We start from the raw sequence: 14,894 nt of genomic DNA on the forward strand, positions 1-14,894 counted from the left end.
TCGACTTGCATGTGTTAAGCACGCCGCCAGCGTTCGTCCTGAGCCAGGATCAAACTCTCCAAACAATGTCTGGAGGGAATCGAAATCCCAACCTTGAAAGGAATCCGTCCGACACGAACCCCGGAAAAGGTCGCGTCGTGACGGGGTTATACATGTAAAACATGCACTGGCTTTTAACACACTGTTGAGTTCTCAAGAAACGGACGCGTACATCCTCGCTGGAACCCTTCCCGGAATCCAGTGAGGAGGCTCACACTTCGTTTCCTTAAGTCTACCAGATGTGGACGATCCTTGTCAAACCGCCCGATCTGGCAACTTTCAGACCGTGCCCCTTTCGAGGCAACCCTGCTAACTTACTCCAACTTTCAGTCTTTGTCCAACCACATGGTCGGGACAGCCCGAAAGATCGGATTCGATCAGAGGATGTCGGGGCTGACCAGCCCCGCGTTGAAAACTGTAGCAGCCTCAACGGCGTTGAAGGTCCATCTTAGGTAACGAATGGACCTTCCCCGTGTGCGTACCGATCAAACCCCGAGCCCGGAAAGCTGTGCCTCCAGCCGCGCGATGTCGGCGGCGGCCTGCTCAGCCCGGCCCCTGACCTTGGCCACCACGTCCTCGGGGGCCTTGGCCATGAACTGCTCGTTGCCCAGCTTGGCCGCCACCTGAGCGGCCTCCTTGCGTGCGACGGCCAGGTCCTTCTCCAGCCGCTTGCGCTCGGCCACGACGTCGATCGTGCCCGCCGTGTCGATCTCCACGGTCACCTCGCCCACAGTGAAGCGGGCCGTGGCACTGAACGACTCCGGTGGCTCCGTCAGGCGCAGCAGCGACCGGACGGCCGCTTCCTGGCCGGCCAGGGACGTGCCGGCGAGTCCAAGACGGGCGGCCACCTTCTGGCCCGGCTTGAGCCCCTGATCCGAGCGGAACCGGCGAACCTCCGTCACCAGCTCCTGCAACGCGCCGATCTCGGCCTCGGCGGCGGTGTCCGCGTAACGGCCGTCGGCCACCGGCCAGGGCGCCACGACGATCGACGCACCACCGGTGACGGCTCGCCACAACTCCTCCGTCACGAACGGCACCAGCGGATGCAGCAACCGCAACAGCGCGTCGAGCACGTGCCCGAGCACCAGGCGGGTGTGCTCCAGCCCTTCACCGATCTGGATCTTGGCCAGCTCCAGGTACCAGTCGCAGACCTCGTCCCAGGCGAAGTGGTAGAGCAGGTCGGACGCCTTGGCGAACTCGAACTCCTCCAGGGCGGCGTCGGTGGCCGCGGTGACGGACTGCAGGCGGGACAGGATCCACCGGTCGGCCGGGGTCAGGTCGAGCCCGTCCAGCGAGCCCACGGCCGCGCCGTTCATCAGCGCGAACCGGGTGGCGTTCCAGATCTTGTTGCAGAAGTTACGGGAGCCGGCCGCCCACTCCTCGCTGACCGCGACGTCGGCGCCGGGATTGGCACCGCGCAGCAGGGTGAAGCGCGTGGCGTCGGCGCCGAAGCGGTCGATCCAGTCGAGCGGATCGACCACGTTGCCGAACGACTTGGACATCTTCTTGCCGTACTGGTCGCGGACCATGCCGTGCAGGGCGACCGTCCGGAACGGCGGCGCGCCGTCCATGGCGTAGAGGCCGAACATCATCATCCGGGCCACCCAGAAGAAAAGGATGTCGTAACCGGTCACCAGCACGGAGGTCGGGTAGAAGCGCGCCAGCTCCGGCGTCTGGTCCGGCCAGCCCATCGTGGAGAACGGCCACAGCCCCGAGGAGAACCACGTGTCCAGGACGTCGGCGTCCTGCGTGTAGCCGGCCGGCGGATCCTCGTCGGGGCCCACGCACACGACCTCGCCGTCCGGGCCGTACCAGACCGGGATGCGGTGTCCCCACCACAACTGACGGGAGATGCACCAGTCGTGCATGTCGTCGACCCAGTCGAAGTAGCGCTTGGCCAGCTCGGGCGGGTGGATGCGGGTGCGCCCGTCACGAACGGCGTCGCCGGCGGCCTTGGCCAGCGGCCCGACGTTGACGAACCACTGCAGCGACAGCCGCGGCTCGACCACGGTCTTGCAGCGCGAGCAGTGGCCGACCGAGTGCAGGTAGGGACGCTTCTCGGCGACGATGCGGCCTTCCGCGCGCAGCGCGGCGACCACGGCGGGGCGCGCCTCGAAGCGGTCGAGTCCCTGGAAGGGCCCGTGGGCGGTGATGATGCCGCGCTCGTCCATGACGGTCAGCGACGGCAGCGAATGGCGCCGCCCGATCTCGAAGTCGTTGGGGTCGTGGGCGGGGGTCACCTTGACCGCGCCGGTGCCGAACTCCGGGTCGACGTGCTCGTCGGCGACCACGGGGATCATCCGGCCGGTGAGCGGCAACTCCACCATGGTGCCGACCAGGTGGGCGTAACGCTCGTCGGAGGGGTGGACGGCCACGGCCGTGTCGCCGAGCATGGTCTCGGCACGCGTGGTGGCCACCACGATCTCGTCGGAATAGCGGATCGAGATGAGCTCGCCCTCGTCTTCGCTGTGCTCGACCTCGATGTCGGACAGCGCGGTCAGGCAGCGCGGGCACCAGTTGATGATGCGCTCGGCGCGGTAGATCAGCCCGTCGTCGAACAGCCGCTTGAACATCGTCTGCACGGCCCGTGAGAGCCCTGTGTCCATCGTGAACCGCTCGCGTGACCAGTCGACGCTGTCGCCGAGCTTGCGCATCTGCCCCAGGATCCGGCCGCCGGACTCCTCCTTCCACGCCCAGACGCGCTCGACGAACGCCTCGCGCCCCAGATCGTGCCGCGATCTGCCCTGTTTGGCCAGCTCGCGCTCGACGACATTCTGGGTGGCGATGCCGGCGTGGTCCATGCCGGGCAGCCAGAGCGTCTCGCGCCCCTGCATGCGGGCGCGGCGGGTCAGCGCGTCCTGGATGGAGTGGTCGAGGGCGTGCCCTATGTGCAGGACGCCGGTGACGTTGGGCGGCGGGAGGACGATGCTGTACGGCACGCGCGAGCTGCCCGGGTCGGCGTGGAAATAGCCTTCGGATACCCAGCGCTCGTAGCTGCGGGTCTCGACGTCGGCCGGGGTGTACTGGGTAGGCAGCTCTGGCGTTGTCACAGTGACCAATTCTAGGGAGACGGGCGGGACGGCGACCCCATGACCCGGAAGCCATGGGCCGCTCATTATGCCGAAAACGCCCTGTGGCTCGAAGCCACAGGGCGTCCGGAGTGCGAAAAACGACTCAGGCCGACTTTTCGCGTGGTGTGCGCTGCTGCTTCGCGGCGAGCTGGTCGCGAGGTACGAGAGTCGGGATCGCATGCTCGAGCACCGACTCGCGGGTGATGACCACCCGGGCGACGTCCTGCCGGGACGGCACTTCGTACATGACGGACTGGAGCACTTCCTCCAGAATGGCGCGCAGCCCGCGGGCGCCGGTGCCACGCAGGATGGCCTGGTCGGCGATGGCCTCCAGGGCGCCGTCGGTGAACTCCAGCTCCACCCCGTCGAGCTCGAGCAGCTTGCGGTATTGCTTGACCAGCGCGTTGCGCGGCTCGGTGAGGATCTGGATGAGCGCCTCGCGGTCGAGGTTGTGCACCGAGGTGATGACCGGCAGGCGGCCGACGAACTCGGGGATCATGCCGAACTTCAGCAGGTCCTCCGGCATCACGTCGGCGAAGATGTCGACCGCGTCGACCTCTTCCTTCGACCGGATGATGGCGTTGAAGCCGATGCCCTTGCGCCCGATGCGCGCCTCGATGATCTTTTCCAGTCCGGCGAAGGCGCCACCGCAGATGAACAGCACGTTGGTCGTGTCGATCTGGATGAACTCCTGGTGCGGGTGCTTGCGGCCGCCCTGCGGGGGCACGCTGGCCGTGGTGCCCTCCAGGATCTTCAGCAGCGCCTGCTGCACGCCCTCACCCGACACGTCGCGCGTGATCGACGGGTTTTCGCTCTTGCGAGCGATCTTGTCGACCTCGTCGATGTAGATGATGCCGGTCTCGGCCTTCTTGACGTCGTAGTCGGCGGCCTGGATGAGCTTGAGCAGGATGTTCTCCACATCCTCGCCGACGTAGCCCGCCTCGGTCAGCGCCGTGGCGTCGGCGATGGCGAAGGGCACGTTGAGCATCTTCGCCAGGGTCTGCGCCAGCAGCGTCTTGCCCGAACCGGTCGGCCCGAGCAACAAGATGTTGCTCTTGGCCAGCTCAAGGCCGTCGTCTCTGCCCCGGTCTCCGGACTGCACCCGCTTGTAGTGGTTGTAAACCGCCACCGAGAGCGCCTTTTTCGCCTTGTCCTGACCGATGACGTAGGCATCGAGGAACTCGTAGATCTCCCGGGGCTTGGGCAGGTTGTCCCACTTGAGCTCCGAGGACTCGGAGAGCTCCTCTTCGATGATCTCGTTGCAGAGATCGATGCACTCATCGCAGATGTAGACGCCTGGACCGGCAATGAGCTTCTTGACTTGCTTCTGACTCTTACCGCAGAAAGAGCACTTCAGCAGGTCTCCCCCGTCGCCGATGCGTGCCACCCCAGATACTCCTTTGCGTGGGACCGCCCTGCTCTCTAGAGCAGTGTCTCCGGACATCCTCCGGACTAGGCCGAACCGCTCAGGTTTCGACGTTACCGTCTTCTGGGCCCTCAGTGAGCCCCCTAGCGGCGAGTCGCACCGGAACGTGCCCTATTGGGCAGCGCCCCGGTGCGTCACGTCTCGTCTAGGAAGCTACGGCCTGGGCTCGTTTCTTCCTCGACGGGATGATGTCATCGATCAGACCATACGCCTTTGCCTCGTCCGCGTTGAGAATTTTGTCGCGTTCGATGTCCTTGCGGACTTCGGCGGAGGTCTTCCCCGAGTGCCTCGCCACGATCTCCTCGAGGAGGGAGCGCATGCGAAGGATCTCGCGGGCCTGGATCTCGATGTCGCTGCCCTGGCCGCCGCCCTCGGTGGACGGCTGGTGGATCAGCACCCGGGCGTTGGGCAGCGCGAAGCGCTTGCCCGGGGTGCCGCCCGCCAGCAACACGGCCGCGGCGGAGGCCGCCTGCCCGAGGCAGACGGTCTGGATCTCCGGCCGGACGAACTGCATCGTGTCGTAGATCGCCGTCATGGCGGTGAAGGAGCCGCCGGGCGAGTTGATGTAGATGCTGATGTCACGGTCGGGATCGAGCGACTCCAGCGTCAGCAACTGCGCCATCACGTCGTTGGCGGACGCGTCGTCGATCTGCACTCCGAGGAAGATGATGCGGTCCTCGAAGAGCTTGTTGTACGGGTTGTTCTCCTTCACACCGTAGGAGGTGCGCTCAGCGAATGAGGGGAGAACGTAACGGCTCTGGATGTTCATGTCAGCTCCCCCTAAGAAACCGGGCCACGCGTGGGCACCTGCCGCGCGCTGCGCACGACGTGGTCGATGAAGCCGTAGTCCTTGGCCTCCTCGGTGGTGAACCAGCGGTCACGGTCGGAATCCGCCTCGATCTGCTCGAGCGTCTGGCCTGTGTGGAAGGCGATCCGCTCGGCCAGCGTCTTCTTCACGTAGAGCATCTGCTCCGCCTGGATGGCGATGTCGGCCGCGGTGCCGCCGATCCCGCCGGACGGCTGGTGCATCATGACTCGCGCGTGCGGCAGGCCGTAGCGCTTGCCCGGTGCGCCGGCGGACAGCAGGAACTGCCCCATCGAGGCCGCCATCCCCATCACGACCGTGGAGACGTCATTAGGAACGTATTCCATCATGTCGTAAATCGCCATGCCGGCGCTGACCGAGCCGCCGGGCGAGTTGATGTACAGCGTGATGTCGCGCTCGGGGTCGTCGGCCGCCAGCAGGAGGAGCTCGGCGCAGATGCGGTTGGCGATCTCGTCGTTGACCTCCTGGCCGAGCACGATGATGCGCTCGCGGAGCAGGCGCTGGTAAAGCTGGTCCTCAAGCCGGAAGGACGAGCCGTTCTCACGGCCTCGCGACTCAGGCTGATAGAAGGTCGGCGGGCTGGTCACAGCGTCACCTTCCGATGCGTCGTAATCGATTGGCTTTGCTTGTGACCCTAACGCGCGTCGCCCACAGGTCATGCCCGGTCCCCGGTACTGTTCGCTGACGGCGCAGGTTCGGTGGTTGCGCCACACCTCTCCCGGACTGTCCCAGGCGCCCATCTGGCATCCGGCGCCCGTGTCCACCTCTCGTTCGCGCCCGAGCCCTCGTCCGGCCACACCCCGGACATCCCCGTACGGCTACCGCGCCGTCTCGGTGCGTACGCGGCCACCAGGGCGCCCCTCAGGCAGGCCCAGGGCCCCTCCCGCAACAGTGACCCCCGAAGCCCTCCCGGGTCGGCAGGAGCCCTCTCAGCGCCCCAGGGGCGCGAAAAGCCGAAGCCCCCGGGACCGGGCTGGTCCGGGGGCTTTCGGGTGGCGTGCTGGAGGCTTAGGCCTCGGCCTTCTCCTCGGCGGGGGCCTCGTCCTCCTCGACGACCTCTTCACCGTTGATCTCGGTGTAGATCGCCTTGAGGTCGACCTCGTTGCCGTCGGTGTCGACGACCTTGGCCGCGTCCCCGAGCACGGACTTGGCCTTGTCGCGGACGATCTCGACCATGGCCAGCGTGAGCTGGTCGTTGTCGGCGAGGTGCTTGGCCAGCTCATTGGGCTGGACGCCCATCTCCATGGCCCGGCGGACCACGAAGTTGGTCAGCTCCTGCTCCGAGACGCCCAGGTCCTCGGACTTGACGATCTTGTCGAGCACGAAGCCGACCTTGAGCGCCTTGGCGGAGTTGGTCTCGAACTCGGCGAAGCGCTCCTCCTCCGTCGTCTGGTAGAGGCGGAAGAAGGCGTCCCGGCTCAGGCCGCTCTCGGCCACCTGGTGGTCGAGATTGTGCTTGCGGGCGTCGATCTCGGCCTTGAGCGCGCTCTCCGGCAGCGGGATGTCGATCTTCTCGAGCAGCGCGTCGAGCGCCTTCTCGCGGGTCTGCACGACCTGGTCGATCAGCTTGGTGCGGCGGGCCTGCTCGCGGATGCTGTCCTTCAGCTCGTCGAGCGTGTCGAACTCGCTGGCGAGCTGGGCGAACTCGTCCTCCAGCTCGGGCAGGACCTTCTCCTTGACCGCCTTGACGCTGATGATCACGTCGGCTTCCTCGCCGGCGTTCTCGCCGCCGACCAGCTCGGTCTTGAAGCTCTTCTCCTCGCCCGCGGACATGCCCTCGAGCGCGTCGTCGAGGCCCTGCAGCACGGAGCCGGCGCCCACCTCGTAGGAGACCTCGCTGGCCTGCTGCTCCTCGATGTTGACGCCGTCGATCTCGGCACGCAGGTCCATGACGACGAAGTCGCCGCCGGCGGCGGGCCGCTCGACCCCGGTCAGCGTGGCGAAGCGCTGGCGCAGCGCGTCGAGCTGGGCGTCGACGTCCTCGTCGGAGACCGTGGCGGCGTCGACCGTGACCTCGGTGCCCGCGTAGTCGGGGACCTCGAAGTTGGGCCGGATGTCGACCTCGGCGGTGAACTCGATCTGCTCGCCGTCGTCGATCTTGGTGACCTCGATGTCGGGCTGGCTGACCGGGAACACGTCAACCTCGTCGACCGCCTGGCCGTACAGCTTGGGCACCGCGTCGTTGAGGGTCTCCTCCAGCACCACCGCCCGGCCGAACCGCTGCTCGATGATGCGGGCCGGAACCTTGCCAGGACGGAACCCGGGGACGCGCACCTGCTGCGCGACCTTCTTGTACGCCGCATCCATGCTGGGGCGCAGCTCGTCGAACGGCACCTCGACAGTGAGCTTGACCCGGGTCGGGCTGAGCTCCTCGACAGCGGTCTTCACGGAATGGTCTCCTTGATCAAGCTTCGAGTGATCGCGGGCGCGTCCATCGGTACGGGCTCACGCGCCGCGCCCACATGAGCGGTGTTGGGCATGCTCCGCAACGGCGGGATCCAACGCCGATGGCCAGTCTAGGGCAGATGCGTACCCAACAACGACGCCACGACCGTCAGAACTCCTCCGCGATCACTCGAAACCGGTCGTCAGAAGTCGTCCGCGATTGCCCGCAACAGCTCGATCGTCTCATCCGGGGTGGTGCTCACGGAGCAGAGTCGCTCCATGACCTCGGTGTAACGATCCACGTCTTCGCGTTTGTCGAGGTAGAGAGCGCTGGCGAGCTGTTCGACGTACACGACGTCCGGCAGGTCGGGGTCGGGGAAGCGGAGAATGCTGAACGCCCCGCCCTCCGCGCTGTGTCCGCCGAAGCTGAACGGCATGACCTGGATCGTGATGCATGATTGGCGCATCAGCTCGATGAGGTGCTCGATCTGAGCCCTCATGACCTCCGCACCACCGATGGGCCGCCGTAACGCGGCCTCGTCGATCACTGCCCAGAACACCGGCCCATCCGGCCTGTCGAACATCCGCTGGCGCTCCAGTCGGAGATCGACCCTCCTGGCGATCTCCTCCGCTCCGATGCCCGCCGCTCCGGCGGTCACCACAGCCCTTGCGTACTCCTTGGTCTGCAAAAGTCCCGGCACGAACTGGACCTCGTAGGTCCGGATCCTGGCCGCGGCCTCTTCAAGGCCGACGTACGCATGGAACCACGTGGGCAGGACATCGTTGAACCGGTGCCACCAACCAGGCTCGTTGGCGGTGGCGACCAGCTCGAGTACGGCGGAGCGGGCCTGGTTGTCCACGACCCCGTACAGGGTCAGGAGGTCCGCCACGTCGCGTTCTTTGAACCCCACTCGGCCCAGCTCCATGCGGCTGATCTTGGATTCCGAGCCACGGATGAGGTGGCCCGCCTCCTCACGAGTGACGTTCTTCGCTTCCCTGAGCTTGCGCAGCTGGGAGCCCAGGAGGATGCGCAGCGCCGTCGGTCCGGAACCCGGCTGGTTCTGCGTCACTTTGCCTCCTATCAAGGTCCGCACACACAGTGACACCACATTGCCGGGTATGACAAGGTCTCAGCCCCGTGTCCGGTTCGGATACCTATGCACCAAAACGCCGCTTACACCTGCACGTTGCAGCTGCACGTGCATTTGGGTCTTGCAGCTGCAGCGATCGTGACCCATGATGGCTTAGTGCATAGTGGGATATTGGGCAAAACATGCACTTACGATGACCGAACGGGGAGGTATCTGCGGCATGGTGGGCGATCCTCTGGCCACTGCCGATTGCCTGCAGATCACCCGGGACGTGGGCTTCGACCGCCTTCTCATGGGCGGGAAGCCGTACACGACTTCGTGCCCATTGCCCTTTCAGGCCGACTCGGTCAAAACCGCCCGTGACGTGACACGCTCGACGCTACGCCGATGGGGCGTGCCCGAACTGGGCGACGACGCCGCGCTGGTGGTCTCGGAGCTGGTGACGAACGCCGTCAGGTATGCGATGTACGCGGGCGGGCGGCGCGAGATCCAGCTCCTGCTGATGCGGGTCGCGCCGCACGTGCTGCTGGCGGTGGCCGACCCCAGCGACGAGGTGCCCCGCCCCAAGGAGCCGGATTTCATCTCCGAGAACGGGCGCGGCCTTTACATCGTCGAAACCTACAGCCAGTGCTGGGGCTGGGACCCACTGGCCCGCGGCGGCAAGGCCGTGTGGGCGCTGTTCCGCACGGAGTCCTGACCCCGGGCCTTTCACAGCGGCGTTCCGGAGCGGCCTTTCACAGCGCCGTTCAAACGTGGCCCGGAATCCCGCGGTCAAAATTCGACCATGGAGGAGGCCCGCGGGGCGCACCTAACGGCGCCCCGCCCCGGGCCGGTCAGCGGCCGTTCTCCTGGAGGCCCCCGGCCACGTGCGGCGGGTGGCGGTCGGCCCGGCGAAGCCGTACAGGATGAAGTTGTTGAAGGGTTTTGAAGGGCGCTTCAGTTGGCCGGAAGCGTCAGTCGCCGGTGGCGCCGTCGATACGTTCGCGGAGCAGGTCCGCGTGGCCGTTGTGCCTGGCGTACTCCTCGATCATGTGCACCAGGATCCAGCGGTGCGTGCAGTCCTGGCCGTTACGGTCGCCGACCGCGTCCAGGGGCTTGGTGGCCGAGATGGCACGGGCCCGGTCGATCTCGGCCCGCCAGGTGGTGAAGGCCTCCTCGACGGAGGCGGTGTCGACGTCGTTGAAGTCGGCGTCGTTGTCCACGTCCTTGCCCCAGAGCTTGGGGATGTCCTCGCCGTCCAGGACCCGGCGGAACCACGTGCGTTCGACGTGGGCCATGTGCCTGACCAGCCCGAGCAGCGACATGGTGGAGGGCTCCGCGGAGCGCCGGCGCAGTTGCTCGTCCGACAGATCCGCGCATTTGACGGCCAGCGTGCCGCGGTGCCATTCGAGCCAGTTGTTGAGCACGGTCAGCTCGTCGCCGACAAGGGGTGGAGGGACGCGGGTATCGATCACGGGATCCGACCCTACCCGGTGACCGGTCCTGATCTCACCTGGCTTTTCGCCTGGAAGAGGCGGTGGACCGCCTCCCGTACCGTGGCGTCCCTGACGTTGGCCACGAAGTCGTCGGGGGTGTCGCCGCACAGGTGCCGTAGCTCGGGGGATTCGTCCAGGAGGTCCTGGATGAGGGTCCGCTGCGGGGTCAGGCGGCGGGGGCGGCCCCGGGCGTCGGCCAGGCAGCCGTGCCGGCCCGTGTAGACGAAGGCTCGCGAGCCGTTCAGGGCGAGTGTGCGGCGGTCGTAGTTGGGCTCGGTGAGGTCCAGGGCCGCGAGCTGGACCTCGTCGAGCCAGAGCACGAACAGCCTGGACGTCTCGCCGGGGGTCTCGATCGGTGCGGCCGGCACGTAGCCCCAGCGGCTCACGTGGGCGGAGACGCCCGGGGCGATGCCGGGCACGTCGGCCATCGTCATGGGGACGACCGGGTGTACCCGGTGATCGCGGAACTTTCTCAGTAACTGGCTGGGCGCGGCGTTGGAGCCGACGGCGACGACCTGGTGGCGCAGGCGCATCGGCGGGCGGTCCAGGCGGGCCAGAAGGTCGGCCAGCCGTTCGCCCCCGGCCCGCCACCCCTCCCCCGCGGCCCGCAGCGGCACGTACGCGTCGTCCACCAGGACGCCGGGGCGCGCCGGGATCCGGCCGGGGTAGGTGAGCGGGCGGGACATGGGGTCGTCCTCGAAGAGCCGCATCCCAACAGCATGGCCGCCGTCCGCCCATGCCGCGTCACCTGCCCGCGACGGAGGCCCGGAGCCGGGCGGTGCTCTCCCTGCGTCCCCAGGCGATCACCGCGCAGAGCACCAGCAGGACCAGGGGCAGCACCATGGTGCCGCCGGACAGGAACAGCTCAGTCAGCGTCGCGCACACCATCAGCCCGCCGAGCGCCAGCCCGGCCGGGCCCGCGAGCCGGGGCACGACCAGCCCGACGGCGCCCACCACCTCCAGCACGCCGACGAAATGGCGGAACCAGTCGCCGAGCCCGATCGCCTCGAACGTCGAGGCGGACGGCTCCGCGTTCGCGAACTTGCCCAGGGCCGACATCACGAAGAACCCCGCCACGACCACCTGCAGGGCCCACAAGGCGACGGTGCGGGCCCTCCGGGGCCGGGTGGGGCTCGGTGCGTTTGTCATGATCTCCAGCCTCCTCTAAATGCCGTGACACCGACGCTAGGCTCCCAGGCCGCCGCGGAGAATCGATCTAGGTGCCCGGCGGGGGTGTACATAAGTGCACCCCGCCGGGATTCATGCTCCGCTGAGGGCCAGGGAGCCGGGGATGGCGGCGAACACCGTTCGCAACTCGGCCGCGAGGCGGGTCACCCACGCCCCGCCACCGTCGTCCATCCGCGCGAGCACCCTCCTCGGGCGCCGCCTGCACGGCAAGGCGGTCATCGACCTCACCTGAATCAGCCGCCGGCGCGCTCAGAACATCGAGATGTGCACGTGGTCGTAGTGGTTCTCGGTGATGCTGCCGCGGTTCTCCATCGCGCGCCAGCCGGAGCCGAGGTTGATGCGCTGCTTCCAGATCACGTACTTGACGCCCAGCTTGCCCTTGTTCTTGAGGGCCCATTCCGCGAGGCGGTCGCCCAGGGCGTTGTTGGCGCCGCTGGGCGTCGTGCCGCCCGTGCTCATCATGAAGTCGCAGGCCCGGCCCAGCGGGTGCTCACCGCTGGCGCCGGCCCGGAAGCAGCCCACCGCGAACGGCAGCGCGAAGTTCTTCTGCACCTGCGCCCGCATCAGCCGCGTGCGCTCGGTGATGTTGTCGGCGCCGGTCGGCAGTTCGGGCGCCCAGCTACCGTCGCCGTTGCGGCCGGGCCCGAACGGCACGAGATCCTCGAGCTTCTCGCGGATGTCCTTGATGACGTCCTCGGCGTCGTCGCGCTGCCCGGCCACCTCGCCTGCGTCCTCGCGGATCCGGGTGGCCAGGCGGCCGGCCTCGTCGGCGGCCTTCTTCCGCTCGTCACGGGCCCTGGCCACGGACTCCACGACGGCCTGCTGCTCGATCGTGAGCTGCTCGATCACGGCCGCCCCCGCGCCGTTCTCCGGCAGCATGAAAGCGGGCACCGAGGGGTCGCCGTTCTGGTAGCGCAGCCTGGCGATCTCGGCCACGCGCTGCTGGGACGTCTCCAGCGTGCGCTCGGCGGCGGCCAGGCGCTCCTTGGCCGTCTTGGCGGCCTGTTGTGCCTTGGCCAGCTCGACCCGCTTGAGGTTGTACTTCTCGATGAGCTTGTCGACCTTGCCGTTGAGCTGCTTGAGCTGGGCGCGGAGCTGGGCTTCCGTGGGTTTGGGGTCAGCCGACGCCGCGGTCGCCGGACCGAGGGCGACAGCGGTGGCGGTGATGAGACCAATGGCAAGCGTCGCGGGGGACGATACCGCCAAGAGGACATTCCTCTCCCTCAGCCTGCCGAGTTAGCTGACGGGTTCGGGCGTGGGAGCCGCCTGCCACGTACGTGGATTCACCCGCTGGTGCATGGGTCCCCGGCTCCCGGGCAACACGCCCGGGATTAGGCATGCAACGACCGTTACGGCCGGTGCATATCGGGATATTAGTGGTAGATCGCGAGTCATGCGACCTTAACTAGAAATCTATTAGTGATCTACCTGTGACCGAAGCATGCGTGCGGCCTCTTCCGGCAGCACGTCGTTGACGAACGCCCCCATCGCCGACTCCGAGCCCGCCAGATATTTCAGCTTCCCGGGCGCGCGCCTGATGCTGAACAGCTCCAGGTGCAGGTACGCCAGCTCCCTGTCCTGCCGCACGGGCGCCTGGTGCCAGGCCGAGATGTACGGCATCACCACCCCGAACAGACCGTCGAACGCCCGCAGCACCGAGGTGTAGAGGGGCGCGAACGCCACCCGCTCGGCCTCCGACAGCGCCGCCAGGTCGGGCACCTGCCGGTGCGGGTAGATGTGCACCTCGAACGGCCACCGGGCGGCGGCGGGCACGAAGGCCGTCCACAGCTCGTTGGCGGCCACCACCCGCGTCCCCGCGGCCCGCTCGGCGGCCAGCACGTCGGCGAACAGGTTTCCCGGCCCCCGATGCCGCGCGGCGGCGCCGAGTTGCAGCTTGGTCCTGGGCGTGACGTACGGGTAGGCGTAGATCTGGCCGTGCGGGTGGGCGAGCGTGATGCCGATCTCCTCACCCCGATTCTCGAAGACGAACACCTGCTCCACACCCTCGATCCCGGACAGCTCGGCCGTGCGGTCGGCCCACGCCTCCATGACCAGGCCCACCTGGGCGTCAGAGAGCCGGGAGAACGAGGAGGAATGATCCGAGGTGAAGCACACCACCTCGCACCTGCCCACCCCCGGCCGCGCTTCGCTCAAGCCGCCCACATCGTGATAAGTCCCAAGATTTCCGGAAAAAGAGGGAAAACGGTTCTCGAACGCCACCACGTCGTAGTCGTAGGCCGGGATCTCCGTCGACCGCGTGTCCGACGACGGGCACAACGGGCACTCCGCCGCCGTGCCCGCCGGCTGGAACGTCCGCGTCTGCCGGTGCCCCGCCACCGCGACCCACTCCTCGGTCAGCGGGTCGTACCGCAGCTCCGAGGCCACCGGCCGGGGCTCGAGCGGACGCCGGTCGAGCGCGCTCCTGTCGGCGTCGTCCCGCCGGTCGAAATAGATCAGCTCCCGGCCGTCGGCCAGGTGGGCGATGGTGCGTTTCAACTCGAGTCCTCCGCGATGATCAGTTCTCCGGCCCGTTCGGCCAGCTCGGTGCGTGCTTGCTCGGGCAGCCCCGCGTCGCTGACGACCACGTCGGCCTCGGTCAGCTCGGCGATGGTGCTGATGCCGACCGTGTTCCACTTGGTGTGGTCGGCGGGGACGACCAGCCGGTGCGCGGCCGCCACGAGCTCCCTGTCGGTCTCGGACTCGAGCAGGTTGGGCGTGGTGAACCCGGCGCGCACGCTCATCCCGTGCACGCCGAGGAAGAGCGTGTCCACGTGCAGGCGGCGGATCGCGGCCACGGCCACCGGGCCCACCAGGGCGTCGGACGGGGTGCGTACGCCACCGGTGAGCACGACGGTGCGGTCGGCGCGCGGGTTGCGGTGGAAGACGTCGGCCACGGGGATCGAGTTGGTGATCACGGTCAGCTCGGGCACGGAGATCAGGTGGTGGGCCAGCGCCCACGTGGTGGTCCCGGCGGACAGCGCCACGGCGGTGCCGGGGCGCACGAGCCGCGCGGCCTCCCGGGCGATGATCTCCTTCTCCTGCTGCTGGCGGGCGGACTTGGCGGTGAAGCCGGGCTCCTCGGTCGAGCCGGGGCCGAGCGCGGTGGCACCGCCGTGCACCTTCTCCAGGAGCCCGCGTTCGGCCAGCACCTCAAGGTCGCGGCGTATGGTCATATCAGACACGCCGAGCTCGCGTACGAGGTCGGCGACGCGGACGCCGCCGCTGCTGCGCACCCGTTCCAGGATCGCCTGTTGACGCTGCTGTGCGAGCACGCCCGCTCCTTCCAACAGATTCCACCAAATTATGACACGCGATTGTTGGGGAATGTTAGTTCGGAGTGGAGTGCTTGCGCAGGCTGGGCAGGCGAGAGACGTTGGTGACCCATGACGCACT

The 14,894-nt window shown here is 67.5% G+C and carries 14 protein-coding genes, 1 rRNA gene and 1 riboswitch; of the genes, 2 read left to right on the forward strand and 13 right to left on the reverse strand.

Annotated features, from left to right (window positions below; all coding sequences use genetic code 11):
• From ABGB18_RS37760 to ABGB18_RS37790, 7 genes are all read right to left on the reverse strand, one after another.
• A 16S ribosomal RNA gene (locus tag ABGB18_RS37760) occupies positions 1–65 on the reverse strand; the annotation flags it as partial.
• A gap of 459 nt (positions 66–524) precedes the next feature.
• Positions 525–3,098 carry a valine--tRNA ligase gene (locus ABGB18_RS37765; protein WP_347700469.1) on the reverse strand — a complete coding sequence of 858 codons (2,574 nt, stop codon included), beginning with the start codon at positions 3,096–3,098 and terminating at the stop codon, positions 525–527.
• 115 nt (positions 3,099–3,213) lie between these two features.
• Positions 3,214–4,497, reverse strand: a complete 1,284-nt coding sequence (clpX, locus tag ABGB18_RS37770) for an ATP-dependent Clp protease ATP-binding subunit ClpX (protein WP_347700470.1) — start codon at positions 4,495–4,497, stop codon at positions 3,214–3,216.
• A gap of 184 nt (positions 4,498–4,681) precedes the next feature.
• A complete protein-coding gene (locus ABGB18_RS37775) occupies positions 4,682–5,305 on the reverse strand; it encodes an ATP-dependent Clp protease proteolytic subunit (RefSeq protein WP_347700471.1) in 624 nt (207 codons plus the stop codon).
• A gap of 11 nt (positions 5,306–5,316) precedes the next feature.
• Positions 5,317–5,949 (reverse strand): ATP-dependent Clp protease proteolytic subunit, encoded by a 633-nt coding sequence (locus ABGB18_RS37780; RefSeq protein ID WP_347700596.1) that lies wholly within the window; start codon positions 5,947–5,949, stop codon positions 5,317–5,319.
• A gap of 421 nt (positions 5,950–6,370) precedes the next feature.
• Positions 6,371–7,750, reverse strand: a complete 1,380-nt coding sequence (gene tig, locus ABGB18_RS37785; protein ID WP_347700472.1) for a trigger factor — start codon at positions 7,748–7,750, stop codon at positions 6,371–6,373.
• A 200-nt stretch (positions 7,751–7,950) separates the two neighbouring features.
• Entirely contained in the window at positions 7,951–8,817 is an 867-nt protein-coding gene (locus ABGB18_RS37790) for a helix-turn-helix transcriptional regulator (RefSeq protein ID WP_347700473.1), read from the reverse strand.
• A 241-nt stretch (positions 8,818–9,058) separates the two neighbouring features.
• Here ABGB18_RS37790 and ABGB18_RS37795 point away from each other — a divergent pair, with 241 nt between their 5' ends.
• On the forward strand, positions 9,059–9,535 hold the full coding sequence (locus ABGB18_RS37795; protein ID WP_347700474.1) for an ATP-binding protein: 477 nt from the start codon (positions 9,059–9,061) through the stop codon (positions 9,533–9,535).
• 256 nt (positions 9,536–9,791) lie between these two features.
• Here ABGB18_RS37795 and ABGB18_RS37800 read toward each other — a convergent pair whose 3' ends face one another.
• From ABGB18_RS37800 to ABGB18_RS37810, 3 genes are read right to left on the reverse strand one after another with little or no spacing between them, the layout of a single operon-like run.
• Positions 9,792–10,292: a DinB family protein gene (locus ABGB18_RS37800; RefSeq protein WP_347700475.1), complete on the reverse strand. Its 501-nt coding sequence runs from the start codon at positions 10,290–10,292 to the stop codon at positions 9,792–9,794.
• Between the two features lie 11 nt (positions 10,293–10,303).
• Positions 10,304–11,023: a hypothetical protein gene (locus tag ABGB18_RS37805; protein ID WP_347700476.1), complete on the reverse strand. Its 720-nt coding sequence runs from the start codon at positions 11,021–11,023 to the stop codon at positions 10,304–10,306.
• Positions 11,024–11,057: 34 nt separating this feature from the next.
• Positions 11,058–11,462 (reverse strand): DoxX family protein, encoded by a 405-nt coding sequence (locus tag ABGB18_RS37810; RefSeq protein ID WP_347700477.1) that lies wholly within the window; start codon positions 11,460–11,462, stop codon positions 11,058–11,060.
• Between the two features lie 142 nt (positions 11,463–11,604).
• On the opposite strand from ABGB18_RS37810, the gene ABGB18_RS37815 reads away from it, so the two are divergent.
• Positions 11,605–11,733, forward strand: coding sequence for a hypothetical protein (locus ABGB18_RS37815; protein WP_347700478.1), 129 nt, complete (start codon positions 11,605–11,607; stop codon positions 11,731–11,733).
• 17 nt (positions 11,734–11,750) lie between these two features.
• Here the strand turns inward: ABGB18_RS37815 and ABGB18_RS37820 are convergent, their stop codons facing one another.
• The 3 genes from ABGB18_RS37820 to ABGB18_RS37830 all read right to left on the reverse strand — a co-directional run bounded on the left by ABGB18_RS37820 (position 11,751) and on the right by ABGB18_RS37830 (position 14,773).
• Positions 11,751–12,707: a hypothetical protein gene (locus ABGB18_RS37820; protein ID WP_347700479.1), complete on the reverse strand. Its 957-nt coding sequence runs from the start codon at positions 12,705–12,707 to the stop codon at positions 11,751–11,753.
• Positions 12,708–12,712: 5 nt separating this feature from the next.
• Positions 12,713–12,849, reverse strand: a riboswitch (cyclic di-AMP (ydaO/yuaA leader).
• 68 nt (positions 12,850–12,917) lie between these two features.
• The gene (galT, locus tag ABGB18_RS37825; RefSeq protein ID WP_347700480.1) at positions 12,918–13,997 is read right to left on the reverse strand and encodes a galactose-1-phosphate uridylyltransferase; all 1,080 of its coding nucleotides are present in this window, start codon (positions 13,995–13,997) and stop codon (positions 12,918–12,920) included.
• Positions 13,994–14,773 carry a DeoR/GlpR family DNA-binding transcription regulator gene (locus ABGB18_RS37830; protein ID WP_347700481.1) on the reverse strand — a complete coding sequence of 260 codons (780 nt, stop codon included), beginning with the start codon at positions 14,771–14,773 and terminating at the stop codon, positions 13,994–13,996. Before ABGB18_RS37830 ends, galT begins: the two co-directional genes overlap by 4 nt.
• Positions 14,774–14,894 lie beyond the last annotated feature (121 nt).

Origin of the sequence: Nonomuraea sp. B12E4 (assembly GCF_039871825.1) — a bacterium.
Classification (GTDB): Bacteria; Actinomycetota; Actinomycetes; order Streptosporangiales; family Streptosporangiaceae; genus Nonomuraea.

Coding starts and splice junctions, on each gene's coding strand:
- ABGB18_RS37775 (WP_347700471.1), bottom strand. CDS start 5,305: ATGAACATCCAGAGCCGTTACGTTCTCCCCTCATTCGCTGAGCGCACC.
- ABGB18_RS37795 (WP_347700474.1), top strand. CDS start 9,059: ATGGTGGGCGATCCTCTGGCCACTGCCGATTGCCTGCAGATCACCCGG.
- ABGB18_RS37805 (WP_347700476.1), bottom strand. CDS start 11,023: ATGCGGCTCTTCGAGGACGACCCCATGTCCCGCCCGCTCACCTACCCC.
- ABGB18_RS37810 (WP_347700477.1), bottom strand. CDS start 11,462: ATGACAAACGCACCGAGCCCCACCCGGCCCCGGAGGGCCCGCACCGTC.
- ABGB18_RS37815 (WP_347700478.1), top strand. CDS start 11,605: ATGGCGGCGAACACCGTTCGCAACTCGGCCGCGAGGCGGGTCACCCAC.